Here is a 26,580-nt window from a genome sequence, read left to right as displayed (position 1 = left end):
TCAAACATGAAAGTTTATTTTGCAGGTATCCAAAACTCTACCATACGATTCTCGTTGGAGATGTCATTATTCCAATAATTGACCCGCCAGGCATATCGCTCAAAACCTTGGGGCCACAATTGAACATCGATTTTGCACTTGTTCTCCCAAGACTGTCGGGTATTCATTCCACCAAGCTTTTCTGCCATATGCAATGCATCTTCCGCGGTAACGGTTACCTCTTTCAAGTTTATATCCTTCCATCCAAAAAACGGAGGGCGGCGATAATCATCTCCACCCCACATAACATACCCATATTCAGGCTCCATGAGGATGCCACGCCCAGAATAGTTCTTATGGTCTGAAGTTTCCAGATAAAAATAAAACTCCCCCATTAGAGAATCCCTCAGGATGGCCACATTCTGTAAAATAATCCATTCTATAAAGATTCCAATCATTTACGGATTCATTCCAAGCGACATGAAAAATACTGGTCGCCAGGTTTAAAAAATCCGTTTGCTTCCATTCGATTGAAGTAACAAACAGTGGATCACCGGAAGGAAATCCCGGCTCGAAATTGAATACATTTTGATCACCGCGATTTATAGATGAAAGTATGGTTGTAGGATCAATCATTGAACTCTCAATATTATTGAATGATCCAAAGTCCATGGGGACAGCATTCGCATCTCGTTCATCTTGAGCAATGTCAACAAGAATGATAATAATATAAACAACGAACAGTAATACTGGCACACCAAGCATTAGAAGCAGCAATTGCAATAATCGTTTTTTCATTTTCAACCTCACGGTAACGTAGTTTGTCCTTCGCTCGACGCGGGTCTTTGCGAACCAAAAGATTTAGCCTTGACGTCTGGAGACCAGCACGCCAGTTAGTATGCCCGCGCCATATCCAAACGCAAAGAAGCCGATTTTAGCCGCTGTGGATATATCTGCCCAGATAACGATTGAAGAAACAACGGCAAACAAAAGGAATAAAACTGCCATAATGATGAGTCTATTATTTGATTTCATTTTGGGTTCTCCTTGAAAAATATTTCCCTGCTAACCCGTCTTATCCATAAATGCCTGCATCTGCTGACGATATGCTGTGTAAGCCTTTTGACCTTTTGCTGTTAATTTGCAAACTGTCAGCGGAAGTTTGCCTTTAAAGGTCTTTTCGATCTTGACGTAGCCCGCTTCTTCAAGTTTGCTGAGATGAGCGGATAAATTTCCTTTGGTCAAACCAGTTTCGCGCTGCAGGAAAAGAAAATCCGCGCTCTCGACAGCCGCCAAGATCGTAACGATCAACAAACGCGCAGGCTCGTGGATCAGGCGGTCAAGGTCGGCCAAACCGCGCAGATCGTTACTCATTCACGGACTCCACAGGCAGCGGATTCTCATTCAAGTAGCGTTTCAATATCAGCCCGCCAGAGATAAGAAATGCGATTCCCATCAAGGCATAGAACAAGCCGAGGTTATATCCGCGTACGAATCCGCTGACCGACAAAATACCGCCAAGCACAAGAGAGGCCGCGCTCAAGAAGTAGAACCTGCCCAACCCCGAACCCCATCCCTGCTTGACCATAAGAATGACCGCTACCAACACACCAGTCACCGCGACCATCGCATCAATGCTATCAAACTTGCGAGCCACAAAGACGGACATAGATGCCACTGTCATGGCAGTGAAAGCCGCAAGAATGCGCATCAAGACGGCGTTGCGGGAATTAGTCCGATATTCAACATAACCCGTGCGCGGATATGTAATGCGAGCCTTTGCGCTATTAACCACGCGCCGCCCAACATACATGCCGCCGATCAGGAGCAGAACCAATCCTGCTTGCAATATTCCGCTGATGAACGATTCATCACCAAGATATTGCTGTAACGAAAAGTAGGCTGCCAGCACGAGGAACATGACACCGCCCATCATCTCGCCGATCCCATCTTTATACCAATAGCGCCTTATGCGCTGTTCAATTTGAGAGGTTTCATCTTTCATTAGTATCTCCTTGTCACATTTTGGTTTGCAACACAAACCAGTTTGCAACTATATTACCCCTGTCACTGGTACAAGTCAAGGGAATCAAAAAGACCTGTCGCTGCGGACAGGTCTTTGCTATTTCTGCAAACAGGAGATCAATTCTTTTACCGCGCCTTGCGGCTCTTCCTTTGTAATCGCCAGCACAGGCACAGTCCCCGCTGAGAATACTTCTCGTACATTTCCAGCCATCCAATGCTTCGGGAGGATTCCAACCGCATCTTTTTCCGCATTTATTAGATCTAACATTTGCTGTGGGCTAGTTGCCAATCCCGCAAAAGAGGTGACGCTTCGCCCTTTCATCACAAGCTGGTCAAACACAATTTGCACATCCGCACCTGAAGCATATACCCAGACCTGTGTAGACGCATTTCCCTGCGCGAACAGATCCTGCGCTTCAACCAGAGTCAAATTCTGAATGACGCTTTCCCGATTTGCAACGATCAAAATCTCCTCTTCATCAATTTGATACATGGGGGAAATAATATTTTTAGGTTCGCCTACACGCAAATAGATATCAGGCTCATCGGCTGTGACATTCAAGATCACTGATGCGCTTTCGCCACAGGCATACAGTTCATTCAACCACGGCTGGGTGGCAGAGGTGGCATAGACGGTGATCATTTCCTTTTGGGGAATTTGTGTCGCTGGCGCACAGGAAGAGATAAGAGATGAAAGAAGAAAGAGAAGGAACAGTTTTTTCATTTCACCAATTTTGGATCAAGGCTGCGAGAAGCTTTTTTCGTTGTTCAAGGCTGTCGGCAAAAATATATTCCCGCTCCGAGTGATAGCCTTCGCCGATCGCACCCATGCCATCCAGCACAGGGATGCCCAGCGGCGCGACAAAATTCGCGTCAGATGCTCCGCCGGTACCGCCCGCAGTGAGGTCCACGCCAATAGCTTTTGCAATGGACTTCGCCTTCTCAAAGGTAACTTTCGCGGTCTCATCAAAAGGCATGGGCGGGCGATTCAACCCGCCTGTGACCGTGAGTTTTGTGCCTTCCAAAACACAACTGAGGGATTGCATTTCCGATTCAAGCCGCTCCCACTCGCCAGGCTGCATCACGCGGACATCCACTTCTGCATACGCATCCTCGGGCACAACATTGGATACCGTCCCGCCGTTCATCACACCGACATTGAGCGTGGTCTGCCTTGAGTAATCTGTCATTTTTTGAATGGCGATCACTTGATGCGCCATCTCTTCAATGGCATTCCTTCCCTTTTCGTGGTCGCCGCCTGAATGTGCGGCGCGTCCCTTCACGTGGACATAAAATGCACCTACGCCTTTACGCCATGTTTTAAGTGACCCATCCAACAGCGCAGCTTCAAGCACCAATACCAGCGCGGACTTTTTAGCAAGTTCTTCGATATATTCCCTGGACGTGGCGCTGCCAATCTCTTCATCTGAAGTGCAAAGCAAGGTCACTGGGCGTTTAAAACCAGTGTTGATTATCGCTTCGATTGCAGCGAGGCTGATGACAATTCCCGCTTTCATATCCAATACGCCTGGGCCGAAGATCTTTCCATCCACTTCACGATATGGCATGGAATTCAGCGTGCCAAGCGAAAAAACGGTATCCATGTGGCACAACAAGAGGATGCCGCCCTCCCCGCTGCCCCAACGCGCAACCACATGATCGCCTGTCGTTGTATTTGGAATGATTTTGACATCTGCGCCATATTTGAGGGCTTCCCCCCGAACAAGCACGCCGACACGATCCACTGCAGATTTGTCGTGGGAGGGCGATTCAGTTTCAACGAGCTGTTTGAGAAGAGCTTTCATATCCATGATATTTAGTATCCATTTATCTGCTAAATTGAACGAGCAAAAGAATGATTCCAACCACTGCGCAATAAGCGGCAAAGACATACAGCGAGTGCTTATTCAGAAAGTTGATCAACCATTTTATGGAAAACCATCCCACCACAGCGGCGGTGACAAATCCTGTGATCAGAAATGGCAAATATTCCATCGTCCCTGTCATGTCTATGACCTTCAAAGATTCGTAAGCGCCTGCCGCAAGTAAAATCGGCGCGGACATCAGGAATGCGAAGCGCGCCGCAGATGGACGATCAAACCCACGCACCATCCCGCCTGCAATGGTGGAGCCCGATCGAGACGCTCCAGGAAAAATCGCCAATACCTGGAACAATCCCACAGACAGGGCATCCAGCCAGGTCGCAGATTCGAGAGTCCGCTCACGACGGTCAAAATATTCGACGGCGGTCAATATCAGTGCAGTGAACAACAATCGAATGCTTGCCAAAGTCAATTGATCTTTGAACATGGTTTGAACGATGTCTTTCAGCAAGAAACCCGCAACAAGCGCGGGCAGGGTTGCCACAAGCACCAGCCATCCCAGACGCGAATTTAAAGTCTCAAAGGGTTTTTTATTCTTGATCCCAAGAAAAAAGGCTGTGGTGATTTTCCAAATATCCTTCCAGAAAAAAAGGAGCAGGGCAAAAACGGTCCCAAGCTGAATAATGACGGAGAAAGAAAAAGTCCGGTCATCAGAAGGAACACCGAGAAGATTTTCTACGATCAGCAGATGCGCAGTGGAGGAAACTGGAATGAATTCGGTCAGTCCCTGGACAATGCCGAGGATGAAGGCGTGGATGAGGGTCATAAGTTCCTTTTAAACACAAAGTAGACAAAGGGATACGAAGGAAAGTATTTAACCTTTTTAATTTTTGTATCCTTCGTTTTTTATTCTTTTCGCATTATTCGCCCATTGACTTAATAAATCCGGTACACGCGACTCAAATGAACCATCAGCAATATAGACTCTGATCTGCTCCATGAGCCTGATCAATGCACGCAAATTGTGAATGGACAACAGCGTACCTGCCAGCAATTCCTTTGCGACAATCAGGTGGCGGATATACGCCCGTGTAAAGGTTTTGCAAGTGTAACAATCACAAGTTTCATCGAGCGGGCGTTCATCTCTGGCGAAGGTTGCGTTCATCATGTTAAGTCTGCCTTCGGGCGTGAAAGCGGAATGATGTCTTGCCAAACGCGTAGGCAGTACACAATCGAAGATGTCCACGCCGCGCACGACGCCGTTGATGATATCTTCCGGTGTGCCAACTCCCATTAGGTAACGCGGTTTGTTTTCTGGCAAGAGCGGGAGGACCACGTCCAGAGTGGTATGCATTTCCTCTTTGGTCTCGCCCACGGAGAGTCCGCCGATGGCTACGCCGGGCGTATCGAGAGAAGATATAAATATCGCTGACTCAGCCCGCAGGTCAGGGTTGACCCCGCCCTGCACGATGCCGAACAATGCCTGGTCGGCGCGAGCCTTCGCTTTGAGGGAACGTTCCGCCCAGCGGTGCGTCCGATCCATGGCGATCTTGGAATATGCCAGATCATTGGGGTCGGAACATTCATCAAACGCCATGATGATATCCGCGCCGAGATTTTCCTGAATGGCAATGGATTTCTCAGGCGTGAAGCGGTGCGTGGAACCGTCAATATGACTCTTGAAGGTCACTCCATCATCATCAATCTTGCGTGTGTTTGACAGCGAAAAAACTTGAAAGCCGCCAGAGTCCGTCAGCATGGGGTTGTGCCATTGCATGAATTTATGCAATCCGCCCATATCGCGCACGAGTTCGTCACCGGGGCGAAGATATAAATGATATGTATTACTTAACACCAGCGAAGCATTGATGCCTTTGAGATGTTCAGGTGTAAGGGTTTTGACAGTTGCCTGTGTTCCTACTGGAGCAAAGACCGGTGTAACAAGGTTGCCGTGTGGTGTGGAGAAGACTCCTGCGCGGGCGCGGTTATTTTTGGCTGTGACATGGAAGGAGAACATGCGCAGGATTATAAGCGATAGCAAGCGCAGCTCATTGCAAGAAACGGCACGGCACCTTACCTGCCCTTCAAGGGTGAGAAGCCTTCGCCCAAGGCTTCGTGTGCAACACCGATCACCATAAACGCCTCAGGATCGATCTCATTAACGATCGTCTTCAGCGTGGATACTTCCGCCCGTGAGATGACACAATACAATACCGGCTTCGACGTTCGAGAGAAAGCGCCTGTGCCTTCCAGGACTGTCACCCCACGTTCAAGGTCTTCCAGCACTCTTGCGGAAATATCATCCGGTTTATTCGTAATGATCATCGCAGTACGGATTGTGCCGCCGCCTTCAAGCACAGTCTCTGAAACAAGCCCGCTGACATACAGGGTGATCATCGCATACAGGGCTTCCTTCCAGCCGAAGATAAAACCAGCCGACAAAATGACAGCAGTGTCCACAATTAAATAACTTTGTGTCATGGATACACCGCGCCATTTGTTGAGAATACGCGCAAGAATATCTGAACCGCCGCTCGTACCGCGCGCACGATAGACCAATCCATACCCGATACCGCTGATGATGGCTCCGTAAAGTGAGTTTAAGAAAATATCACCCTTCAGGTCATTAATTAAAATATCCGTGTAATATGTGAAGAGGGGAATTTTTAAAAGAAGATCGGTCAGCAATGAATAGGAAATGATCGCAAAAGCGGTCCGCAACGCAAAGCGCCGGCCGCCAAGAAAGCGCCAACCGAGCAGGAATAATGGCACATTCCCGATCAATACCATCAACCCGATCGGCCAACCCGTAAAATGATTGACCAATTGCGAAATGCCACTCACACCTCCCGAAGCTAAATTCGCAGGCACAAAAAATATCCGTAGACTCGCAGCTTGTATCAAAGAAGCAAGCGCGATCAAAAGGTAGTCTTTTATATTAGGCCAATATTTTTTCATGGATATTCCTTGTTACGCAGCGTATAAACGGAGATGCATTTCTCGTCCAAAATTGAAATCATTATAGCCGAACGCGCCTCGGCCTCTACCCTTTAGCCCATTTTGGTACAATGAGCGCCTATGAAAAAATGGCAATTCTGGCTCGGGGTGCTGATCAGCATCATCTTTATCTGGCTTTCCCTGCGTGGACTAAAACTAAATGAGTTTTGGACCACAGTCCAAAAAGCCAACTATTTCTGGTTAATTCCAGGGATCGGGGTGTATTTTATCGGCGTCTGGGTGCGCGCGTGGCGCTGGCACTACCTGCTTGGACCAATAAAAAAGATCTCTACAAAGGCCATGTTTCCCATAACAACCATTGGTTATATGGGAAATAATATTTATCCTGCGCGCGCTGGCGAAGTATTGCGCGCTGTGATTCTCAAACGCAAGGAAGGCGTGCCTGTCTCCGCTTCATTAGCAACCATCATCGTGGAAAGAATCTTTGACGGCGTTGTCATGCTGGCTTTTGTATTCGTTAATTTATCAGAATTGGCGAAACTCACAGGCTCATCTGGTTTTGTGGGGAACATTCAACAAGTGGCGCTGATCGGCACGGGGGTTTTTCTCGGCGCACTTGGCGTTTTTCTGATAGCGGCAATGTTTCCGCAAGCCACGGCAAAGATCGGTTTGCGTGTGATCGAACGATTAACTCCCAAAGGTCTGCACACCAAGATCATTGGCATCATGAACAAATTTTTGGATGGATTGGCTTCACTGCGGTCACCCTTTAACGTTTTGATGGTTTTCTTTACCTCGGTCATCATCTGGCTTTTGGAGACAGGCAAGTACTGGTTCGTGATGCACGCGTTCAACTTCCAAGTTTCATTCTTTGCATTGATGTTGATGAATGGGATCGTGAATCTCGCCACCACCATTCCATCCGCGCCGGGCTACATCGGCACTTTCGATGCGCCTGGAATCGCGGTGCTTACAGCCTATGGCGTGGACCAAGCCACCGCGGCAGGCTATACACTTACCTTGCATGTGGCGCTTTGGCTTCCGATCACTTTGCTTGGCGCGTATTTCATGGCGCGCGAGGGTTTGAAGTGGAGCGATAACTTAAGGGAAGAAGTAGAAAAATAATATACCGTCATTGCTTCGTCGCTCACTACCATTCGCTTCTCGCAATGACGGATAAAAAAGGATATAAAAATGAAAATAGCAATTATTGGGGCTGGATACAGCGGCATGGTTGCCGCCTACGACCTAAAAAAAGCAGGCCATGACATAACCATTTTTGAATCTGCTGAGTACGTGGGCGGGCTGGCTTCTGGTTTCAAGGAACCGCATTGGGATTGGTCGGTGGAGAAGTTCTATCATCACTGGTTTCAAAGCGATTCGGAAATGCTGGGATTGATCCGTGAATTGGGATTCGAAGATAAGGTAAGATTCCCACGTCCCTTAACTGTGATGCTGTATAAGAATAAGTGGTATCCATTTGACTCGATCCTAAAAGCGCTTCTTTTTCCTGGACTTGGATTTGGTCTGAACAAAATCAGATTCGGCTTCGTCGGATTATTTCTGCGCATCACGAACAACTGGCGCGCGCTGGAAAAGGTCACAGCCGATCAGTGGATGTTGAAATACGCTGGCAAACAAGTCTACGAGCAAATGTGGAAGCCTTTGTTGATCGGGAAGTTTGGTCCCTTCTATAAAGATGTCAACATGGCGTGGATGTGGGCAAGAATCCACGCGCGCACGACTCGCCTCGGTACATTCGAGGGCGGCTTTCAAAAGTTCGCTGATCTGTTTGCGGAGAAACTACGCGGGATGGGTGTGGAGATCAGACTCAAAGCGCAGATCAAATCCATTAAGCAGGATCAGGCTTCGGCAGGTCTGACCGTGGACGGTGAATCTTTCGACAAAGTACTTGTCACCACGTCGCCAAATCTCATGGCGAGACTCTGCCCCGATCTGCCTGAAAATTATTTAAAGGGCTTGCTCGACTTGAAATCGATGGGAGCGGTGGTGATGACACTGGCGTTGAAGCATTCGATTTCGAAGGACGGTTATTACTGGTTCAACGTGCCGAAGGATGAAGGCTATCCGTTTTTGGCGCTGGTGGAACACACGAATTTTGTGCCCAAGGAGAATTTTGGCGGCGACCATATTGTGTATGCCGGTGATTATCTGGAATTGGGTCACGAATATTTTTCAATGAGCGATGATGAACTGCTGGAGAGATTTGTGCCCGCGTTCCAAAAATTCAACCCTGAGTTTTCGCGTAATTGGGTCAAGAAAATTTGGGTGCATAAAACAAATTATGCACAGCCCGTGCCGTTGGTAAATCACTCAAAAAATATTCCTGAAATACAAACACCCATTGAAGGATTGTATTTTGCTTCGATGAGTCAGGTGTATCCTTGGGATCGGGGAACGAACTTTGCGGTGGAGATTGGTCGCAAAGCCGCCAGAATGATGAAGTAAAAATGAACGATACTTTTATAAAGCCTCGTTACGACTCAAGCGGATTTGCAGGAATCCCAAATCGGATCAAAAATGCATTCGCATCCAAAAAATATGATGCGGTGGTTTTGTTCTTCATAGATGCGTTCGGGTGGCGATTTTACGAACGCTTTCAGGATGCTCCATTTATCAAACGAATGGAGAAGCAAGGGACGATCGAAAAACTGACCTCGCAATTCCCATCCACAACTGCCGCGCATGTGACGACGCTCCACACAGGCTTGCCAGTTGGTATGAGCGGCGTACACGAATGGTATTACTACGAACCCCGGGCAGACCGCATCATTGCGCCGTTGTTATTTTCGGTCGCAGGGTCGAGCGAGCGGGATACATTAAAAAAGAAAAATATTAATGCGACCGAGATCTATCCTCAAGGGATTTTCTATCCTGAATTGAAAAAGATGGATGTGGATTCGTACAACTTTGGCCTGCGTGAATATACGCCATCCACTTATTCGGACGTGGTGATGGCAGGTTCGGAGTTGCGCTCATTCAAAACCCTTTCAGAAGCCTTCGTGAATGTCGGCACGCTCCTGACGAAAAAAAAGACGCCGGTTTATATTCAACTTTATTTTGACAGGATCGATGCGCTCGCACATGAATACGGTCCGACCGCACCTCAAACTGAGGCTGAGATCGAGACCTTTCTACTGATAATGGAATATTACTTTGAGCGGATTTTTCACGGGAAGAAAAAAATCCTTTTTATGATGACAGCCGATCACGGCATGGGTGAGGTTGATCCGAAGACGACAACATTCCTTAATGTCCATCCGAATTTTTCGGGCTTTGAACGCTTTGTGAAGAAGAATCGCAGGGGACACTTACTTGTCCCGGCTGGTTCGCCGCGCGACATGTTCCTTTACATCAAAGATGACATGCTCGATGAAGCTCAAACATTCCTCGCCAAAAGATTCGAAGGCAAGGCGGATGTTGTGAAAACAGAGGCATTGATCGCGGATGGATACTTTGGGGATGATATCTCATCCCATTTCAGGGAGCGGGTGGCAAACCTTATAATTCTGCCTTATCAGCATGAGTCAGTCTGGTGGTATGAAAAAGGGAAGTATGAGCAAAGATATTATGGACATCACGGTGGATTAACTCCGCAGGAGATGGAGATTCCGCTTTATTCCTGTGAGATTCGGTGAAATAAAAACGATGGAATTTTCTTCCATCGTTTTTCGTATTTACTTGCCGAACCACATGCGGGCAAGCAGGTTATCTTTCTTAATAAACTGATGATACATCGCCGCGCCAAAATGAAGAGCAACAAGTGCCAACAGCAGCCATGAGGTCAACCCATGCCCCATACGGGGCAGGTATTCAAAGAAGTTGGAAGGATAAGGCTTGGCCGCACTGAAAACAGCGGGCAAATCGACCTGTTGGAATAAACCAAGTCCGCTGGCAGCCATACCAAGCAGGAAGAGATATAAAAAACCATGGGTCGCTTTTGCAATGATATTGAGAAAAGCGTTCCCCGCATCGGCAGGCGCGGGGCGTTTGACAGCAAAAAGTAGAACAACACGGATAACAAGCAGAAGAGCAATGAATCCGCCAATATAGGTATGACTTTGCAGCATCATCACCTTCTGCGGGTCATCTGGAGATATGCCCGGCATGACAAATTTACCGATACCCAGCATCATAATAACCAGTAAAGCCATCAGCCAGTGAATGGCGACATGGGCAGGGTGATACCGTTTTGGAGCAGACTCAGTCATGTTTTCCTCCGATAAATTATAAGAATTTATAACCAGACAATCCCATAAACTCCTTTCTTACAAAATACGTAGTGGTGTAAAATAGATTTTGAAATATTTCCCCCGCCGTAATTCGGCGGGTACCTTAACCCCCAAGGAGAATCCCCATGACATTTCATACAACAATTTTAGCCGGCAATCTTGGTCGAGACCCTGAGATGCGTTATACACCTTCAGGACAGGCGGTCACTAGTTTTTCCGTTGCCGTAAGCGAATCCTATACAAGCGCCAATGGTGAAAAAGTAAAAAAAACCATTTGGTTTCGGGTCACCGCATGGGGCAAACAAGCTGAAATTTGTAATCAATATTTGAAAAAAGGCAGCAAAGTATTGGTTGAAGGCCGTATCAGCGCAGACCCAAATACGGGCGGTCCAAAGATTTGGACCAAACAGGATGGCACGTCCGGTTCCTCATTTGAGATCACAGCCAATACAGTACGCTTTCTTTCAGCACGCGGTGAAGTCGGTGAAAGCGGTCCAATTCCGGGCGGAGGCGGTCAGGAGTTCGAAGGCCCTTCGGAAGACGATATTCCTTTCTAAATAATGCTCACAGACTTCGGAAAGCAAGTGAACTTCCGAAGTCTGTGCAATATATTTGATACATGACAAGCAATGCCCTGATCAAACGGCCACATTATCATTAAACAAGAAACGGATAATCTCATGACCATACCACAACCACCTCCCAAACAGACCGGTCCTGTTCTGGAGGCTCCCGCAGAACTTGAAATTGTGTACGCCAATCTCGCGCGCATCGCCCACTCCCCCGCTGACATCGTGATCGATTTTGCCCATCTCCTGCCGGGCGAACCAAAAGCAAAGATCCGTTCCAGAGTCGTCATGACTCCACTTAGCGCCAAACTATTGGTACGGGCCCTGACCGATAACATAACACGCTACGAAGCTGCGTTCGGAGAAATTCACCTGCCAACCAATACCACCCTGGCAGATAATCTTTTCCGCCCATTTCAACAGCCGCCCGATCCACCCAAAGAACCGTAGGATAAACATGCATAAACTTGAACAGATCACAGACCAGATCCGAAAGATCTTTGATGCGCGCACTTCAGCGCGTGACCAGGCGCTCGCACAGGCTCGTCAATTAACCCGCGCCTGTTCGCTCGCCATCCGCGCCGTGCATCGTGATGAAACCGATGTCATGAATTCGCATCTTGAGGAAGCGCGTCAACTGGCAGATACGCTTCGCAATTCACTTGCCAATTATCCTGACCTGTTCTACGCCGGCTACACACAGGATGCGCTCAAGGAATTTGTTGAAGCGAATGTTACCTGCGCCTTAATTCGGAATGAACCGCTTCTGACTCCCGCAGAACTGGTCGTTGAGCCCTCAACCTATCTCAACGGGTTGGCAGAAGTCGTCGGTGAATTACGCCGACGCAGCTTGGATATCCTTCGTCATGGATATTCTCCGGAGGTTGAACGGCTGCTGGGTATCATGGATGAGATCTATTCAGTCATGGTCACCATGGATTATCCAGATGCCATAACCAATGGCTTGCGCCGTCAGACAGATCTTGCCCGCGGCATCATTGAAAAAACACGCGGAGACATCACCTTCAGCCTGAAAGGCGAACACCTTGAACAAGCCATAGGGAAGTTGATCATTCAATTAAACAGCAATCAACCGGATACGCAAGGAAGCGCAGTCCCGCATCTTTCGCAGGATATTAAATAAAAATATGGCAAAGGGCGGGCGGCGTTATCCACTGGTACTCTATACGCGCATGATCGACCTGTGGTGGCCGGCGATCTTTACGATCGGGCTTGCCTTGCTGGCTTTATCGTGGGCGCTCTATTCTTGGGGATTTGAGCAATGGCGCTGGCTCACATTCGCCAGTATCGGCGTGCTAAATCTATTTCTTGGGCTTTTATTTTTGATTGCGCGCAAAGGTGCATACGTACAGCCCTTCAGCGATCATCTGCGGCTGGCAACGCCATTATTACGGCTCAACATTTCATACAAACGATTTTTCCGGGCGTCCTCGGCTAATTTTGGGGCATTGTTCCCGCCTCAAAACATCTCAAAATGGCAGGCGGAAATTATCCAACCGCTTGCAAAAATGACCGCACTTGTGCTTGAACTGAATGGGCACCCCATGCCGAGATCTTTTTTAAAGTTGTTCCTTTCGCCGCTTTTTTTCAAGGATAATACCCCGCATTTTGTGATCGTTGTTAACGATTGGATGCGTTTCAGTTCAGAAATGGAAAGCATGCGCACAGGCGCTGGAGCTGTCAGCGCTCAGCCCAAACGCAATAACTCAATCCTTTCACGGCTCCCCACCAATAAAAAATGAATCTTTATTTTGCATGTTCTATTACAGGCGGACGGGAGTTCGAACCTGTCTATCAAGAAATCGTAGCCGCGCTAATGGCTGACGGACACGAAATTCCCACCTCGCATCTGGTGCAATCAGAAGTCATGGAAAAGGAAAGAATACTTGTACCGCAAGATGTATATGAACGCGATGTAAATTGGATAAAAAATTGCGATGTTTTGATCGCGGAAGTCAGCGTGCCGTCACATGGTGTGGGATATGAGATCGGCTACGCTCTGACCATTCAAAAACCGGTATTATGTATACACAAAAAAGAGCGCAGGGTCTCAAAAATGATCACCGGCAACCCGGATCAGGCGCTAACAATACAGGAATATTCCACTGTCGAGGAAGCCATTGCCCAAACACTCACATACCTTCACAATCTATAAACATTTGTGAATATTGTCACAACTAATGCGTGACATTTGACGATGGTTGAAAAATAGGAAGTGTAATAATATAAGGACGGAGACGGAACAAAGACACCTCCAAAATGCTCCTCCTAGTCTCCTCCTTTGGCGAAAGCCGCCGTCAAGTTCTTACTTGGCGGCGGCGTATTTAATCACCTAATCATGACCTTTTATTAATCCATTGTGGGTAGAATCACGATAAACAACGAACCTTTCTCTGCATTTGCCTCCACCCAAACTCGTCCCTGATGGCTTTCCACAACTGATTTTACGATCGCCAGTCCTAAACCAGAACCTCGTACCCCATCAGGAGCATTGGTGGCGCGATAGAATTTATCAAAAACGTGGCTTTGCTCTTGAGGTGGAATGCCCGGACCACTATCTTGAACTTTGAGTATGATCTGGCTGTCTTGCATAAACAGGATGGTATGGACATCCCCATAATCCGGCGTATATTTGAGCGCATTCCCAACCAGGTTATCGACCATTTGGCGAATTCGAATCGGGTTTGCAAAGATCGGCTTTAGCGGAGTCTCAATATGACTGGAAAGATTGATATTCTTTTTCTTTATCTGAGCATCGAACATGTCCAGGGAGTTCTTCAAAACGTTTTCAAGCTGAACAGTCTCCCGTAAAGTATCAAAACCTGCTTCGAGGCTTCCAAGATCAAGCAGGTCATTCACTAAATTGGTAATATGCTGGGTACTTCCCTGCAAGCGGCGCAAAAAATCCTGTTGGTTTTGATTTAAAGGACCGACCCGTTCGATCAGTTCTCCATATCCGAGGATGGAGGTCAAAGGTGAACGAAGGTCATGAGAAACGGTGTAAATAAAATCGTTCTTTAAACGATCGAGCTGCTTGAGATATGAAATATCCTGTATGGTCACCGCCGCGCCGATTTTTGGGATGGGAGTGTAATGCGCATTAAACACGCGACCATCCTCAAAATTGATCTCATGGTTTTTCAATGGACCTTTACTCGAAAGGTGCAGCATGTTCTTCAAATCCGCGTTGGGGATGATGTCCGCAAGGAATTTGCCTGCGATCTCTTTCTCATTCAAACTAAAAACATCGCATACAGATCGATTCACCAATAAAATCTTCTGATTATCATCAATAACGATCACGCCATCTTGGATATTCGCGATAATCGCTTCAAGTTTTCCACGCTCGGCTTCAGAGATGGCAGCTTTTTCCGAAAGTGAAGAAGTCGTGCGTTTTACTTCCCGCCGCACCCAATCTCCCAGTTGTCTTGCCCGGGTCAGATTCTTCTGGACTTCATCAACAATATCCTGCATTTTAAGCGGTGGATATAGGTAGCCGCTCAATCCTCGTTTTAGAACAGCCTTGACAAGCTCGATCGAATCTCGATCCGCATATAAAATAATGGGTAATGTTGGAAAACGCAACAGCAGATTGCTTGAAACAGTTAACCCATCCTGATCTGCAAAATTTTCGCCAATGATCAATAGAACGGGTATCGTTTCCTGAACGCAACGCTCCAGACCGGAATGGTCGTGGGCAATCGCCACATCAAAACCTGCTGCCCGCAAAGTACGCTCCATTAAATCCAAAATTGGAGATGGATTGAGTGCTACTAGGATGGGTTCCTTTTCTGGCATAGGTTCTATGATGATTTATTTTTTGGTGAAGCAGGAATCATTGTATTTTCAGATGAGCGTGAGAGGCGGCTTAATGCCTCCTGAACTGATCGAAGTGCTTGTTTCTGTTCAGCATTAAGCGCGCCGGGCATTTCTGTCAACACAAAGTTAAGAGGATACCCAGCTGCCTGCAGTTCTCCGTGAATGACTTCGCGCATCGCATCAAGCGCGGCGTGACGATGCTTCTCTCCCGTTCGCGCATTTTCAGCAGTTTGCTCCAATGCACGGAACAGGCGTGCATTCACCAGCGAAATGGAAGCAAAATCCGCCATTGCTTCAAGCAAAATCTGCCCGTCGCGGTTTATTTCACGGTCTTTTTTTCGCACAACAATTAATAGACCGATCACCTCATTTTGGATCTTGATTGGGATCACACCAACTGCCTTGCCGAGAGCCGCAACCTTAAACTTTTGCAGAGGCGAACCATTCATCAGCAGACTATGTCCAGATTGGGCAACAAGAGAACTAATCCCATCATCAAGCGGTTGATTCATTTTCTTCGCCCAAGCTTCAGGCAGATTACGTTGGGAACGAAGTAGATAGGTTTTGGTGCGTTCATCTCGCAGCATAAGCCAGCAAATATCCGCCTCAGCCAGCTGTAACACATTTTCCAGAATTCGATCAAATAACAGACGTTGATCGGTGATTGAAATCACTGACTTAACCATGGTCACGATCGTGGTCAGATCGCGCAATCTCTTCTGTTGTTCCTCATTCGCAGACTTTAACTGTAAATCCAATTTTAACCGTTCGCGTTTCTCCTTGGTTTGCCGTAAAGCTCGCTCAACAATGGAGACCACTTCTGTATCGCGCACAGGCCAAAAAATCACATCCGACGCACCCAAACGAAACGCCTGGATCGCATCCGCTTCCTGCTTTTTTTCTGCAATAACGATCAAAGGTGATTGAACACCATGAGAATTCAATGCCGTTAGCAGGTCTTTCCCGCTCAGACCAGGTAAATTAATATTAGCAATGATCAACTCCGGGGGAGTCTGAACCGCACTCATAAGCGCAGAAGCTGGATCGCCCATGACAATCACTTGATACCCAAGCGGCTGGAGCGATTGCCTTGCGATCAAATCGGCAATATCTGGATCACTTTCTACAATCAGTATGCGTTCCCCGGTTGCCATAATTTTTTTCCTTCACGCGATTCTATCACCTTTTCGATTACAATCGTTTTCATGGATTTTACAAAATTTGACATCGCCGCCGTGATCCCCGCTTATCGGGTGGAGCGCGATATTCAATCCGTGCTAAATGGGCTGCCCCCCTTTATTAAGTATATTATCGTTATTGATGACGCCTCCCCCGATGCTTCAGCAGATGTGATAACTGCCGCCGCCCAAAAAGATACACGCATCACGCTGATTAAGCACACACAAAACCAGGGCGTTGGTGGTGCCATGATCAGCGGCTTTGGCAAGGCGCTTGAACTTGGCGCGCAGATCGTCGTCAAGCTCGACGGTGATGGACAAATGGACCCAGATCAAATTCCCGCGCTGATCACGCCCTTGATCCAGGGGAAAGCTGACTACGTCAAAGGCAACCGCTTCCGTGATTTTCAATCCTTGCAAAAAATGCCCTTTATTCGCCGTGTTGGTAATCTTGGGTTAAGCTTTCTATCCAAGGCGGCGACAGGCTATTGGAATATCTTCGACCCAACAAACGGCTTCCTGGCCATTCGGGCTGAAATCCTCGCGCAACTGCCGCTTAACAAAATAGACCGCCGCTATTATTTTGAAACCTCCATGCTCGCAAATTTATATCTGCTTGGAGCATTGGTGATGGACATCTCCATTCCCGCCCGGTATGGAACTGAAACCTCGCAGCTCTCGATTCGCCGCACTTTATTTGAATTTCCCTCAAAATTACTGGCCACTTTTTTTCGCCGCATCTTATTAAGATATTACATCTACGACTTTTCGATGATGTCCCTATATCTGCTGGTCGGAATCCCGCTTTTATTATTCGGCGGGATGTTCGGGAGCGTAAAATGGATCCAATACGCCAGCCAAAATATCGCCGCCCCAACTGGCACGGTCATGCTCCCGACACTTTCTGTGATCCTTGGGATCCAGATCCTGCTCTCTGCCATTGAAATTGACATGAATTCCACACCGAGCAGCGCAATTTCATATCCGCTGGAAAAATAAAATCATAAAAGATTTCTCTATGGGGATGTATACTTAACCCAAGATGGATCTTCAACCTTACATCCCTGGATTTAACCGCGCAGATTCCGGCCCGCTCTCGCGATTTTTGCCTGTATTTGAAGAAGGAGTGGTCTCTGCCTGGCTATCGCATCTGGACCGTCCCTCAGCCTGGCTGCTTGACCCATTCGGATTCTCCCCGCGGCTGGTTCTGGAAGCCGCACGCAGCGGTTATCGCGTGCTTGTAACTGCGAATAATCCAGTCACCCGTTTTCTGCTCGAAATATCCGCCAACCCGCCCGCACAGTCCGAATTCACAGCCGCTCTCGCAGACCTGGGCGCAGTAAAAAAAGGGGATGAAAGGCTGGCAGGTCACCTGCAATCCCTTTATCTCACCTCTTGCGAAAGATGCGGCCAGCATATACAGGCTCACTCCTATTTATGGCGCAAAGGTGATAAAGCACCCTACGCGCGTATTTATGAATGCAGTCACTGCGGCGACTCAGGCGAACGAATTGTTTCAGCTGAAGATATTGAACGCGCATGGAAGATCGCCGAAACAGACACATTGCACCGCGCCCGCGCCTTCGAAAAAGTTGCAGCATTAAATAATGAAGACCGCCAATACGCTGAAGAAGCCATTCAACATTATTTACCGCGCCCATTGTACGTGCTTACAACCATCATTAACCGCCTGGACAGCATAAATCTACCTGCTGAAAGAAAGCGCGCGTTGACCGCATTGATCCTGCTGGCATGTGATGCAGGCAATACGCTTTGGGCGCACCCCGCGGAACGTCCACGGCCAAAACAATTGAGCACACCCGCTCAATTCCGCGAACATAACATCTGGATGATGCTCGAGCGTGGATTAACACTGTGGGCAGAAACAGGCTCAGCGGTCACGTGTGAAGCGTGGCCCATGAAGATCCCTGAGAGTGGCGGCATCTTGATCTATGAAGGTCGGTTAAAGGATTTGGCTCAGATCGTAAAAAAGGAAATACCAATATCCGCTGTAATTGGTTCTGTTCCTCGTCCTAATCAAGCCTTTTGGACTCTCTGCGCGCTGTGGGCAGGCTGGTTGTGGGGCAAGGAAGCGCTTGAGCCGTACAAAGTTGCCCTGCGCCGCCGCCGATATGATTGGGCGTGGAACGCAACCGCATTGCATTCGGCGTTCAATCACCTAAGCGACCTACTTCCGGATGGAACTCCATTTTTTGCCTTATTGCCTGAACCTGAGCCTGCCTTTCTCACATCCGCATTTAGCGCAGCGAGCGCATCCACTTTCGCGCTGCAAAGCGTAGCCATGCGTACCGAACATGATGCAGTTCAAGTTATTTGGAAGAATGAGCAAAAACAAAAAGCGCAGCCAGGGGATGTAACGGATCTGCAAAACGCAATTCATGCCTATCTCTCAGCACGCGGTGAGCCGGCTAATTATCTACACATTCACGCGGCGGGTTTAATTAAATTAGCTGAAGCACATGCTCTTAAACTGCCTGAACATGAATTTGATGAAGCCCTGCGAAAAACAAGCAAGTTATTTGAAGCCGCGCTAAAAGATGAGGGGAGATTTATCCATTATTCAGCGGGCGAAAATATCGAAACAGGTATGTGGGGATTGAGACTAGCCGCAGATAAGAAAGGCGCTGAAGCGTCCACTCGGCGTGGCGATCAAAACGCCCCCCCCCAGGATGTCGTCCAACCGCCAGAAGCACTTTCCGACCGCGTGGAAATTGAGGTCGTTAAGTATTTACAGAAGAATAAAAGCGCGATCTATCTTGAAGTTGAAAATGAAGTGTACCCAAAATTCGCAGGCTTGCTGACGCCGTCAAAAGGCTTGATCTATGCGGTCTTGAATTCATATGCCGAAAAAGATGGCGGCATGTGGAAATTGCGCAGGGAAGATACAGCATCTGCGCGGCGGGAGGAATTAAACACAATACTCACCCTGATCGAATCGATCGGTAAAAAACTGAAGTACAAAACAAGCAGGAGTGATAAATTTGTACGATGGGAAGAAAATGGAATACCCGTGAAGAAGTTTCATGTCATGGTATCAGCCTTGATCGACCGCGCCTTGCACACAGATGAGAATGATACGATCCTGGTCATTCCAGGCGGGCGGGCGGCGTTGATCGCATACAAGCAAGAACGCGACCCATCACTCGCGGCGCGTTTGAAAAACCATCGGTTCATAAAATTCCGTTTCCTGCGAACCATTTCCGAAGTCCCGGTCTTGACGCGCGAAACATTTGAAGAACAGATATCCAACGACCCCGTCGAACAATCCGCGAATCAAATGATGATGTTTTGATCATGAACAAAAAAGCCACCCTGCTCTTACTCCTTGCAAGTCTGCTGACAGCCTGTATTTCCATCAAGGTTGATTCAGCGACCGCGACTCCCGCGCAACAGAATTTTGTAACAGCGACATTGCAGCCCACAAAACCGGGATTCGTTCCACTCACAGCGACACCGACGCCAGCAGTCACTGTCGCCCCGACCCTCGCGATCACCGCCCCGCCGAACTGTAAAGACAGCGCGATCCTGCTGCGGGATGTGACCATTCAAGATAATACCCTCATGAAAACCGGGGAGACATTCATAAAGACATGGGAATTTCAAAACACCGGCACCTGTCCGTGGATCGATTACACATTGAAATTTTCGGCGGGCGACCAAATGAATGCGGATCTCTCCACACCGGTCCCGGCCACGCTGACAAATGAGAAAGTCCAGGTCTCTGTGGAATTGACCGCGCCGTCGGCTAACGGGACATATACCGGCTTCTTCACCTTGAATAATTCTGCTGGAGAAGTTGTATTGATCGGAATTGAAAAAACCTTTTGGGTGAAGATCATTGTTGGAAGCAGCGGCAGCATGCCAACTCTGGGCGCCACGCAAACAGGAAGTGGCTCGGTCAATTCAGCAAATTGTAACTACAGTCAGGATGCCGGCTATGTTAACCAGATCGCATCTTTGATCAATGCAGAACGCGCGAATGCCGGCCTGTCAGCGCTGACTGTTAATCCACTGCTTGGCAGCGCAGCCCAAAGTCACGCCGCGGATATGGCATGCAATAATAGAATCAGCCACACTGGGTCTGACGGTTCTTCAGCATACACACGCATCCTTGCATCAGGGTACTCCGGTTCACACGCTGAGGAGATCATTTACGGAGGCGGAGGTCCGCAGGCGGCAATGAGCTGGTGGATGAGCGATCAAATCCATCGCGAGGCGATCCTGAACCAAAACGCTCAAGAACTAGGGGTAGGGTATGCGTACCTTTCAAACGGAAGTTATGGGGATTACATTGTTGTTGATTTTGGCAGCCCGTAAAAAATAGGACAGCCGCGCGGCTGTCCTATTTTTTATACAACTTGCTTGCGCAAAATCCTGTTCCAATTCAACATCGTTTTCATGTGTTCGATCGGAACCTGCCCCTCAGGCACGTATCCTATAAAAGAACGATTATAAGCATCCTCGGTCCCCTCAGAGAGCAGCCATCTCAAGGGCTTTTTGAACATGCCAATGGAAGAAGTGCCGCGATCATCATCAGGGAGAGCTGTTTCATAAGTGAGGATCACCTGCCCCTCGGCAGTTTCCGCCACCTCTACCACAGTCGCTTCGTGGATCCAGCGCAGCCATTGTTGCTCCGTGACCCTGACTTTACTGGCATTTACATAGGTACGCGAACGTGTAACCGTATCACCGGGTTTATACTGCCATGGAATGTCACTTTTATCCTTCGGCTTTCTCCCGATGAATCCCTTGGGAATCAGACCATCGCCAGCCTCTGTTTCGACCGCATGAGCGATCTGCCAATCGTTTGGCACTTTGTTCACAAAACGAAGCCAGAAGATACTGGCGCCCTGAACATAATCTTCCGCCGAAGCCGGCTTCACATAATAAGCACCCGGGAATTTCTTTTCCTTTTCATTTGTGCGGTACCATCTGGGTTTGGGGGTTAATCCACCTGGCGGCAAGTGTCCGCGAATATGCTGAATATGTTCCGCTGTTTCATTACAGACCGCACGGGAGACGATCAACTCATGAGTGCGACCATGCTCATCACGCCACGCGCCGATATGTTTAGTGATCCAGGCGTTCATGACATTGCGCAGGGCTGTGGCTTGAAATGAGTTACGTTCGGTTTCCTCTTCCGGGGTCAACTTCTCCCAATTCAAATCCGTAACATAGTTCACGCGCAAGGATGTTAATTTGACGATCTCCTTCCATGCCCATTTCGGGAAGGAATCCTTCATGGAAACCAATTTCGCGAGCGCTTCATCGGTCGTCATGGACATGAACTCATACCTGACTTCCTCGGCTCTTATGGCCGCCAGACCAGCGCGGCGGGTTTTGGGTCCATTTGCTTTGAGACTTAACATGTGAAGAGCGACTTTATCCTTCCATGCCTTTTCTGTTGACAATGCCAGTCTGGGTCTGTTAGGCGCAGCTGCCGATTCATATTGCGCGATCTTTTCCTTGCAAAGCCTTTCAACTTCAAGGTCATTGGGGATCAGTTTATTTTCCTTATCAAGTTCCGCGATCCTTAATTGCATCAAAAGATCTTTGGGATCTGCCCATGAACCGTGCGCGCTGGCATAGCGCATCCCTGAAAAATGGACGATCATATATTGCAGCCAGTGTGGATACCGTCCCGGCTCTTTTTTGAATCGTTGGTAGATCTCCTCCAGCAATTCAAATTGGTCTTTATTTTTCAAGGATGCCTCGTACTCCTCAGCTTTCCACACAGCGATATCCTGAACCGTGATCTTCGTGGACGGCGAATAATGCACAAGGAAATCCGCCTCAGGTGTTTTAAAATTGGGATCGCTCTTCTGCAGCTTATACCACTCCAGCTTGGGCTTTTCAATTTTTTCGTATGTATCATTGAAGGATCGCAGCTGCTCAAGTTCCTGCTCCGCCATGGGCAGGACAGTATTTTCCTTCACCTCTAACTCCTTGGTTTCCGCGGGACGGTTTTTATGATCCGGTGCCATCGCGGCAAGGCGGCGTTTTCTGTTATTGACCCAATCCTTGATCAGATCGCGATGGCGGACCCAATTGGCGATCTGCATTTGGACAAATCCCCTTTCGCCGCGAATATCCTTGGGCCAGGAGGAAATGAACAACTGATGAAGTTTATTGATCTCAGCCAGTTCCGCATCATCGACGGGTTTGAATTTTAAATAAAAGCCGCGCACATCCGCTGTCATAAAATAACTTCGCAGGGATGCGTATGATTTATACGCGGTAATTGCGATCATTTCCCTAGCTTTGATAAATTCCTGAACCTCATTTTGCAAAGCGGCAATATCCCTGCCCTTGTACTGCGCCCAAATATCAATTTCCTTATAATAAACAAGGAAATCCATTAACTTTTGTTCACGCATCGGATAAATGGTCTTGCAAAGATACTCATTCTGCCATTGGAAATACATGGGTTCGGTCATAATCTGCTCCTAGTTATAAATGTAAAACATTTTAAGCTGCAAACAATAAAAAAACGAACGGACTTACCCACTCTTTCAACATGGGTAAATCCGTTCATGCTTTATGGATCAATCTGGCAATTTGAAATCTTTAAACTGCACGCGCAGCACTTTTTTATCGAATTTGCCGACGCTGGTCTTGGGAACGGCTTCGATGAAAACAACATCATCGGGCATGTACATTTTTGGAAAACGCGGTTTGAGATGTTCAAAGATCTCTTCACGGGTGATGGAATCTTTGAAATCTGGTTTCGGCACGACGCAAGCCAGCGGGCGTTCCTGCCATTTTGGATGCGGCAGGGCGATCACAGCGGCTTCCAGAACTTTGGGATGCGACATGATCGCATTTTCCAGGTCCTGGCTGGAGATCCATTCGCCGCCGCTCTTGATCACATCTTTGGCGCGGTCAACGATCTGCACAAAACCTTCAGGGTCGATCGTGACCACATCGCCGGTGCGGAACCAGCCGTCGTGGAATGATTCGGCGGTGCGGTCATCGTTATAGTAGCCGCTGATGACCCACGGTCCGCGCACTTCCAATTCGCCGAAGGCCTTTCCGTCCCACGGGATTTCCTTGCCGCTTTCCTCGATAGCGCGGATTTCAACGCCCGGCACTGAAGTGCCCTGCTTGGCGCGGATCGCGAATTTTTCCGCTTCGGGCAGGTCGGACTGATAGCTCTTGAGGCGGCTGGTCGTTCCGAGCGGACTCATCTCGGTCATGCCCCAAGCGTGCATGACGGTGATGCCGTGTTTCTTCTCAAAGGTCTCGATCATGTATTGCGACGCGGCCGCACCGCCCACGATCATGCCGCGCAGGCTGCTCAGATCATAGCGTTCGTTCTCAAGCAGGTTGAGGATGCCCATCCACAGGGTTGGCACGCCGGCGGTGAGCGTGACCTTCTCAGCCTGGATCAATTCCGCCAGGTCGCGCGGCTGCATGTGCGGACCGGGGAAGACCAGATTCGTTCCGAGCATGATGGTGGCAAAGGGCGTGCCCCAGGCCAGCACATGGAACATCGGCACGACCGGCATGAAGATGTCGCGCTCTGAAAGCCCGAAGGAATCGGTCATGCTCAACCCGAGGCTGTGCAGATAAATGGCGCGGTGTGAATAAACCACACCCTTTGGATTCCCCGTCGTGCCGGAGGTGTAGCACATCGCGGCGGCTTCATTCTCGTCGAGATGCGGCCAGGGGTGGTCGGGAGCGGAGCCTTTGATCAGGTCTTCGTAGGCGTGAACAGGACTGAGCGCGGTGCCGTCCGGTACTTTATCGCCCATGACCACAAAATGTTTTACGCCTTTGAGATACGGCGCGAGTTTTTCAACCGCGGGCAAAAGAGTCGGGTCAACGAACAGTACCTGGTCATCGGCGTGATTGACGATGAAGGCGATCTGGTCGCCGGGCAAACGCAAATTGATCGGGTGCAGGACTGCGCCCATGCAGGGTACGGCGAAATAGATTTCAAGGTGACGGGAATTGTTCCACGCAAACGTCGCGACACGGTCGCCGCGCCGCACCCCCAGTTTTTCAAGCGCATTCGCCAGCCGTCCGACCCGTTCGGTCATCTCGGCGTAGGTGTAACGCTCAAGCGAGGGACCTGCCTTGGTGACGATCTCCTTCTTCGGAAAGAGACGACGCGCGCGCTCCAACAGCGGTGTCAGCGTCAATTGGTAATCCATCATTTGTCCTTGCATAAAAGCCTCCTTTGGTGAAATACGTTAGTATTTTTAGGAACAGGCATTTCTTGAACAAACCAAGCGGATCAATTTTTAGTGGATCATGTTTACGATTGCAGATTATACAGGAAAGTATCTGGAATATGAATTCAAAGTGAAATGAATTAAAATAATCCAGTACTTATCCCACATTAGATTGCTTATCAATCAAACAAATATTAATTGTAAGCATAAAGAGAGAATCCATTATGAAAAATAATAAGTTTTACATAAGAAGCAGTATTTTTGGAGCCGGTCTGGGGTTTGGATTTGGCATGCTCGTTGGAGCGATCACAGGCACATTAAGCGCCAGTTGGAACGGTGTGCTGATTAGCGCGCTGACCGGGGCGGCATTAGGACTGGTGACAGGGGCATTAACCGGCGCTCTGACCGTATGGACTGGCGGCGACAGCGGCGGAGTCAGTTCCGGCGCTTATACTGGGATGCTCTTTGGCGCAGTGTTTGGCGGATTTTTGGGGAGTTTCATCCCTGATTCATTTCGAAGCGCGGTGATGTCCCTTAACATCCTGATCCTGAATGTTTTGGTCGAAGGAAAATTTGAATCAGCAGTATTGCTTAGTTTTCTGGTTTCACTTGTTGGAACCATGGTCGGCTCGTGGATCGGCGGGCGGAATCTAAAGGCACGTGATTTAAGCAAGACTTCATAAAAATCAAACTAATCATTCTCGATCAATAAACGATATTTTCATATCACGGAGGAAAACATGGAATTCACACAGCTTGGCCGCACAGGCCTCAAGGTTTCACGTTTGTGTTTGGGGACCATGAACTTTGGCCCGCAAACCAGCGAGGAAGACTCATTCGCCATCATGGACAAGGCGATCGAACTGGGAATCAATTTCTTCGACACGGCCAATGTCTACGGTTGGAAGATCGGGGAAGGGATCACGGAAAATATCGTCGGACGCTGGTTCGCTCAAGGCGGGGGAAGACGCGAGAAGACCGTCATCGCCACAAAAGTTTTTGGGCGCATGGGCGAGTGGCCCAATCAGTCACGGCTTTCCGCGCTGCATATCCGCGAGGCGTGCGAGGCATCTCTCAAGCGGATGCAGACCGATCACATTGACTTGTACCAGATGCATCACGTTGACCGCAACTCGCCGTGGGAGGAAATCTGGCAGGCGATGGAAGTGCTGGTTCAACAGGGAAAAGTGCTGTATGTTGGCTCTTCCAATTTTGCAGGATGGCAAATTGCGAAAGCGCAGGAAGCGGCCAAGGCCCGTCACTTTATGGGACTGGTCTGTGAGCAGAGTCTTTACAGTTTGAATGACCGTACGATCGAACTGGAAGTGATACCTGCCAGCAAAGACTATGGGCTGGGACTCATCCCGTGGAGTCCGCTCTCGGGCGGGCTGCTCGGCGGCGTCCTGCAAAAGATCAAGGCGGGCAGACGTGCCTCGGATGACATGAAGAAAGAGATCGCGAAGAAACGCTCGAAACTCATCGCGTGGGAAAAATTCTGCAAGGATCGCGGCGAACAGCCCGCGGACGTGGCACTGGCGTGGCTTTTGGCAAATCCCGTTGTGACTGCCCCCATCATCGGCCCGCGGACGATGGAACAACTGACTGGTTCATTGCGAGCCTTGAAGATCAAACTCAACAAGGATGCCATGAAGCAAATAGACGAGATCTGGCCCGGTCCCGGTGGAGAAGCGCCTGAAGCGTACGCCTGGTAATTCAGTTATCTAATCTAAAGTGGGATTACAAAAGAGTTGGCAGAT

Annotated in this window: 28 protein-coding genes; 13 read left to right on the top strand and 15 right to left on the bottom strand. The window is 48.6% G+C overall.

Annotation, left to right across the window (positions count from 1 at the left end):
- Positions 1-14: 14 nt before the first annotated feature.
- The 10 genes from IPL17_RS13715 to IPL17_RS13670 form a co-directional block, all read right to left on the bottom strand.
- Complete coding sequence (locus IPL17_RS13715; RefSeq protein ID WP_345307645.1) at positions 15-308, bottom strand: hypothetical protein; 294 nt, start codon at positions 306-308, stop codon at positions 15-17.
- 25 nt (positions 309-333) lie between these two features.
- Positions 334-777: a hypothetical protein gene (locus tag IPL17_RS13710; protein ID WP_345307644.1), complete on the bottom strand. Its 444-nt coding sequence runs from the start codon at positions 775-777 to the stop codon at positions 334-336.
- Between the two features lie 63 nt (positions 778-840).
- The gene (locus IPL17_RS13705; protein ID WP_345307643.1) at positions 841-1,014 is read right to left on the bottom strand and encodes a hypothetical protein; all 174 of its coding nucleotides are present in this window, start codon (positions 1,012-1,014) and stop codon (positions 841-843) included.
- 30 nt (positions 1,015-1,044) lie between these two features.
- Complete coding sequence (locus tag IPL17_RS13700) at positions 1,045-1,353, bottom strand: transcriptional regulator (protein WP_345307642.1); 309 nt, start codon at positions 1,351-1,353, stop codon at positions 1,045-1,047.
- The gene (locus IPL17_RS13695; RefSeq protein ID WP_345307641.1) at positions 1,346-1,984 is read right to left on the bottom strand and encodes a hypothetical protein; all 639 of its coding nucleotides are present in this window, start codon (positions 1,982-1,984) and stop codon (positions 1,346-1,348) included. Before IPL17_RS13695 ends, IPL17_RS13700 begins: the two co-directional genes overlap by 8 nt.
- A 117-nt stretch (positions 1,985-2,101) precedes the next feature.
- Entirely contained in the window at positions 2,102-2,728 is a 627-nt protein-coding gene (locus tag IPL17_RS13690) for a hypothetical protein (RefSeq protein WP_345307640.1), read from the bottom strand.
- 1 nt (position 2,729) lies between these two features.
- Positions 2,730-3,815, bottom strand: coding sequence for a M20 family metallopeptidase (locus IPL17_RS13685; RefSeq protein WP_345307639.1), 1,086 nt, complete (start codon positions 3,813-3,815; stop codon positions 2,730-2,732).
- A 16-nt stretch (positions 3,816-3,831) separates the two neighbouring features.
- Positions 3,832-4,653 carry an undecaprenyl-diphosphatase UppP gene (gene uppP, locus IPL17_RS13680; RefSeq protein ID WP_345307638.1) on the bottom strand — a complete coding sequence of 274 codons (822 nt, stop codon included), beginning with the start codon at positions 4,651-4,653 and terminating at the stop codon, positions 3,832-3,834.
- 57 nt (positions 4,654-4,710) lie between these two features.
- On the bottom strand, positions 4,711-5,844 hold the full coding sequence (gene tgt / locus IPL17_RS13675) for a tRNA guanosine(34) transglycosylase Tgt (protein WP_345307637.1): 1,134 nt from the start codon (positions 5,842-5,844) through the stop codon (positions 4,711-4,713).
- A gap of 56 nt (positions 5,845-5,900) precedes the next feature.
- The gene (locus IPL17_RS13670; protein ID WP_345307636.1) at positions 5,901-6,785 is read right to left on the bottom strand and encodes a YitT family protein; all 885 of its coding nucleotides are present in this window, start codon (positions 6,783-6,785) and stop codon (positions 5,901-5,903) included.
- A gap of 120 nt (positions 6,786-6,905) precedes the next feature.
- Between IPL17_RS13670 and IPL17_RS13665 the strand changes: the two genes are divergently transcribed.
- From IPL17_RS13665 to IPL17_RS13655, 3 genes are all read left to right on the top strand, one after another.
- Positions 6,906-7,910 carry a lysylphosphatidylglycerol synthase transmembrane domain-containing protein gene (locus IPL17_RS13665; protein WP_345307635.1) on the top strand — a complete coding sequence of 335 codons (1,005 nt, stop codon included), beginning with the start codon at positions 6,906-6,908 and terminating at the stop codon, positions 7,908-7,910.
- Between the two features lie 69 nt (positions 7,911-7,979).
- A complete protein-coding gene (locus IPL17_RS13660) occupies positions 7,980-9,254 on the top strand; it encodes an NAD(P)/FAD-dependent oxidoreductase (protein WP_345307634.1) in 1,275 nt (424 codons plus the stop codon).
- 2 nt (positions 9,255-9,256) lie between these two features.
- Positions 9,257-10,444, top strand: a complete 1,188-nt coding sequence (locus tag IPL17_RS13655; protein WP_345307633.1) for an alkaline phosphatase family protein — start codon at positions 9,257-9,259, stop codon at positions 10,442-10,444.
- Positions 10,445-10,483: 39 nt separating this feature from the next.
- On the opposite strand, the gene IPL17_RS13650 is transcribed toward IPL17_RS13655, so the two are convergent.
- Entirely contained in the window at positions 10,484-11,017 is a 534-nt protein-coding gene (locus IPL17_RS13650) for a cytochrome b/b6 domain-containing protein (protein ID WP_345307632.1), read from the bottom strand.
- A 146-nt stretch (positions 11,018-11,163) separates the two neighbouring features.
- Between IPL17_RS13650 and ssb the strand changes: the two genes are divergently transcribed.
- From ssb to IPL17_RS13625, 5 genes are all read left to right on the top strand, one after another.
- Positions 11,164-11,595 carry a single-stranded DNA-binding protein gene (gene ssb / locus IPL17_RS13645; RefSeq protein WP_345307631.1) on the top strand — a complete coding sequence of 144 codons (432 nt, stop codon included), beginning with the start codon at positions 11,164-11,166 and terminating at the stop codon, positions 11,593-11,595.
- 123 nt (positions 11,596-11,718) lie between these two features.
- The gene (locus IPL17_RS13640; RefSeq protein ID WP_345307630.1) at positions 11,719-12,057 is read left to right on the top strand and encodes a DUF3467 domain-containing protein; all 339 of its coding nucleotides are present in this window, start codon (positions 11,719-11,721) and stop codon (positions 12,055-12,057) included.
- 7 nt (positions 12,058-12,064) lie between these two features.
- Positions 12,065-12,751, top strand: coding sequence for a haloacid dehalogenase (locus tag IPL17_RS13635; protein ID WP_345307629.1), 687 nt, complete (start codon positions 12,065-12,067; stop codon positions 12,749-12,751).
- Between the two features lie 4 nt (positions 12,752-12,755).
- Positions 12,756-13,370 carry a hypothetical protein gene (locus IPL17_RS13630; protein WP_345307628.1) on the top strand — a complete coding sequence of 205 codons (615 nt, stop codon included), beginning with the start codon at positions 12,756-12,758 and terminating at the stop codon, positions 13,368-13,370.
- Positions 13,367-13,783, top strand: a complete 417-nt coding sequence (locus IPL17_RS13625) for a nucleoside 2-deoxyribosyltransferase (protein ID WP_345307627.1) — start codon at positions 13,367-13,369, stop codon at positions 13,781-13,783. The genes IPL17_RS13630 and IPL17_RS13625 overlap by 4 nt, the downstream gene beginning before the upstream one ends.
- Before the next feature lie 194 nt (positions 13,784-13,977).
- Here the strand turns inward: IPL17_RS13625 and IPL17_RS13620 are convergent, their stop codons facing one another.
- Together IPL17_RS13620 and IPL17_RS13615 are read right to left on the bottom strand one after the other, a co-directional pair.
- Positions 13,978-15,426, bottom strand: a complete 1,449-nt coding sequence (locus IPL17_RS13620) for an ATP-binding protein (protein ID WP_345307626.1) — start codon at positions 15,424-15,426, stop codon at positions 13,978-13,980.
- 5 nt (positions 15,427-15,431) lie between these two features.
- Entirely contained in the window at positions 15,432-16,601 is a 1,170-nt protein-coding gene (locus IPL17_RS13615) for a response regulator (protein ID WP_345307625.1), read from the bottom strand.
- Positions 16,602-16,652: 51 nt separating this feature from the next.
- Between IPL17_RS13615 and IPL17_RS13610 the strand changes: the two genes are divergently transcribed.
- Genes IPL17_RS13610 through IPL17_RS13600 form a run of 3 tightly spaced genes read left to right on the top strand, consistent with a single transcriptional unit; the run spans position 16,653 to position 20,963 of the window.
- On the top strand, positions 16,653-17,624 hold the full coding sequence (locus IPL17_RS13610) for a glycosyltransferase family 2 protein (RefSeq protein WP_345307624.1): 972 nt from the start codon (positions 16,653-16,655) through the stop codon (positions 17,622-17,624).
- 43 nt (positions 17,625-17,667) lie between these two features.
- Positions 17,668-19,938, top strand: a complete 2,271-nt coding sequence (locus IPL17_RS13605) for a hypothetical protein (RefSeq protein ID WP_345307623.1) — start codon at positions 17,668-17,670, stop codon at positions 19,936-19,938.
- A gap of 2 nt (positions 19,939-19,940) precedes the next feature.
- A complete protein-coding gene (locus tag IPL17_RS13600) occupies positions 19,941-20,963 on the top strand; it encodes a CAP domain-containing protein (RefSeq protein WP_345307622.1) in 1,023 nt (340 codons plus the stop codon).
- 32 nt (positions 20,964-20,995) lie between these two features.
- Here the strand turns inward: IPL17_RS13600 and IPL17_RS13595 are convergent, their stop codons facing one another.
- Entirely contained in the window at positions 20,996-23,083 is a 2,088-nt protein-coding gene (locus IPL17_RS13595; RefSeq protein ID WP_345307621.1) for a hypothetical protein, read from the bottom strand.
- A gap of 108 nt (positions 23,084-23,191) precedes the next feature.
- Entirely contained in the window at positions 23,192-24,817 is a 1,626-nt protein-coding gene (locus IPL17_RS13590; protein ID WP_345307620.1) for a long-chain fatty acid--CoA ligase, read from the bottom strand.
- Between the two features lie 230 nt (positions 24,818-25,047).
- On the opposite strand from IPL17_RS13590, the gene IPL17_RS13585 reads away from it, so the two are divergent.
- A complete protein-coding gene (locus IPL17_RS13585) occupies positions 25,048-25,506 on the top strand; it encodes a hypothetical protein (protein ID WP_345307619.1) in 459 nt (152 codons plus the stop codon).
- Positions 25,507-25,563: 57 nt separating this feature from the next.
- Positions 25,564-26,535: an aldo/keto reductase gene (locus tag IPL17_RS13580; RefSeq protein WP_345307618.1), complete on the top strand. Its 972-nt coding sequence runs from the start codon at positions 25,564-25,566 to the stop codon at positions 26,533-26,535.
- Positions 26,536-26,580: the final 45 nt, after the last annotated feature.

This window comes from Candidatus Villigracilis saccharophilus, assembly GCF_016711665.1.
This window is presented reverse-complemented; position numbering and strand designations above follow the sequence as displayed.

What these genes read in the sequence shown, in the direction of transcription:
- IPL17_RS13715 (WP_345307645.1), bottom strand. Translation starts at nt 308, where the DNA reads ATGGAGCCTGAATATGGGTATGTTATGTGGGGTGGAGATGATTATCGC.
- IPL17_RS13710 (WP_345307644.1), bottom strand. Translation starts at nt 777, where the DNA reads ATGAAAAAACGATTATTGCAATTGCTGCTTCTAATGCTTGGTGTGCCA.
- IPL17_RS13705 (WP_345307643.1), bottom strand. Translation starts at nt 1,014, where the DNA reads ATGAAATCAAATAATAGACTCATCATTATGGCAGTTTTATTCCTTTTG.
- IPL17_RS13700 (WP_345307642.1), bottom strand. Translation starts at nt 1,353, where the DNA reads ATGAGTAACGATCTGCGCGGTTTGGCCGACCTTGACCGCCTGATCCAC.
- IPL17_RS13695 (WP_345307641.1), bottom strand. Translation starts at nt 1,984, where the DNA reads ATGAAAGATGAAACCTCTCAAATTGAACAGCGCATAAGGCGCTATTGG.
- IPL17_RS13690 (WP_345307640.1), bottom strand. Translation starts at nt 2,728, where the DNA reads ATGAAAAAACTGTTCCTTCTCTTTCTTCTTTCATCTCTTATCTCTTCC.
- IPL17_RS13685 (WP_345307639.1), bottom strand. Translation starts at nt 3,815, where the DNA reads ATGGATATGAAAGCTCTTCTCAAACAGCTCGTTGAAACTGAATCGCCC.
- uppP (WP_345307638.1), bottom strand. Translation starts at nt 4,653, where the DNA reads ATGACCCTCATCCACGCCTTCATCCTCGGCATTGTCCAGGGACTGACC.
- tgt (WP_345307637.1), bottom strand. Translation starts at nt 5,844, where the DNA reads ATGTTCTCCTTCCATGTCACAGCCAAAAATAACCGCGCCCGCGCAGGA.
- IPL17_RS13670 (WP_345307636.1), bottom strand. Translation starts at nt 6,785, where the DNA reads ATGAAAAAATATTGGCCTAATATAAAAGACTACCTTTTGATCGCGCTT.
- IPL17_RS13665 (WP_345307635.1), top strand. Translation starts at nt 6,906, where the DNA reads ATGAAAAAATGGCAATTCTGGCTCGGGGTGCTGATCAGCATCATCTTT.
- IPL17_RS13660 (WP_345307634.1), top strand. Translation starts at nt 7,980, where the DNA reads ATGAAAATAGCAATTATTGGGGCTGGATACAGCGGCATGGTTGCCGCC.
- IPL17_RS13655 (WP_345307633.1), top strand. Translation starts at nt 9,257, where the DNA reads ATGAACGATACTTTTATAAAGCCTCGTTACGACTCAAGCGGATTTGCA.
- IPL17_RS13650 (WP_345307632.1), bottom strand. Translation starts at nt 11,017, where the DNA reads ATGACTGAGTCTGCTCCAAAACGGTATCACCCTGCCCATGTCGCCATT.
- ssb (WP_345307631.1), top strand. Translation starts at nt 11,164, where the DNA reads ATGACATTTCATACAACAATTTTAGCCGGCAATCTTGGTCGAGACCCT.
- IPL17_RS13640 (WP_345307630.1), top strand. Translation starts at nt 11,719, where the DNA reads ATGACCATACCACAACCACCTCCCAAACAGACCGGTCCTGTTCTGGAG.
- IPL17_RS13635 (WP_345307629.1), top strand. Translation starts at nt 12,065, where the DNA reads ATGCATAAACTTGAACAGATCACAGACCAGATCCGAAAGATCTTTGAT.
- IPL17_RS13630 (WP_345307628.1), top strand. Translation starts at nt 12,756, where the DNA reads ATGGCAAAGGGCGGGCGGCGTTATCCACTGGTACTCTATACGCGCATG.
- IPL17_RS13625 (WP_345307627.1), top strand. Translation starts at nt 13,367, where the DNA reads ATGAATCTTTATTTTGCATGTTCTATTACAGGCGGACGGGAGTTCGAA.
- IPL17_RS13620 (WP_345307626.1), bottom strand. Translation starts at nt 15,426, where the DNA reads ATGCCAGAAAAGGAACCCATCCTAGTAGCACTCAATCCATCTCCAATT.
- IPL17_RS13615 (WP_345307625.1), bottom strand. Translation starts at nt 16,601, where the DNA reads ATGGCAACCGGGGAACGCATACTGATTGTAGAAAGTGATCCAGATATT.
- IPL17_RS13610 (WP_345307624.1), top strand. Translation starts at nt 16,653, where the DNA reads ATGGATTTTACAAAATTTGACATCGCCGCCGTGATCCCCGCTTATCGG.
- IPL17_RS13605 (WP_345307623.1), top strand. Translation starts at nt 17,668, where the DNA reads ATGGATCTTCAACCTTACATCCCTGGATTTAACCGCGCAGATTCCGGC.
- IPL17_RS13600 (WP_345307622.1), top strand. Translation starts at nt 19,941, where the DNA reads ATGAACAAAAAAGCCACCCTGCTCTTACTCCTTGCAAGTCTGCTGACA.
- IPL17_RS13595 (WP_345307621.1), bottom strand. Translation starts at nt 23,083, where the DNA reads ATGACCGAACCCATGTATTTCCAATGGCAGAATGAGTATCTTTGCAAG.
- IPL17_RS13590 (WP_345307620.1), bottom strand. Translation starts at nt 24,817, where the DNA reads ATGCAAGGACAAATGATGGATTACCAATTGACGCTGACACCGCTGTTG.
- IPL17_RS13585 (WP_345307619.1), top strand. Translation starts at nt 25,048, where the DNA reads ATGAAAAATAATAAGTTTTACATAAGAAGCAGTATTTTTGGAGCCGGT.
- IPL17_RS13580 (WP_345307618.1), top strand. Translation starts at nt 25,564, where the DNA reads ATGGAATTCACACAGCTTGGCCGCACAGGCCTCAAGGTTTCACGTTTG.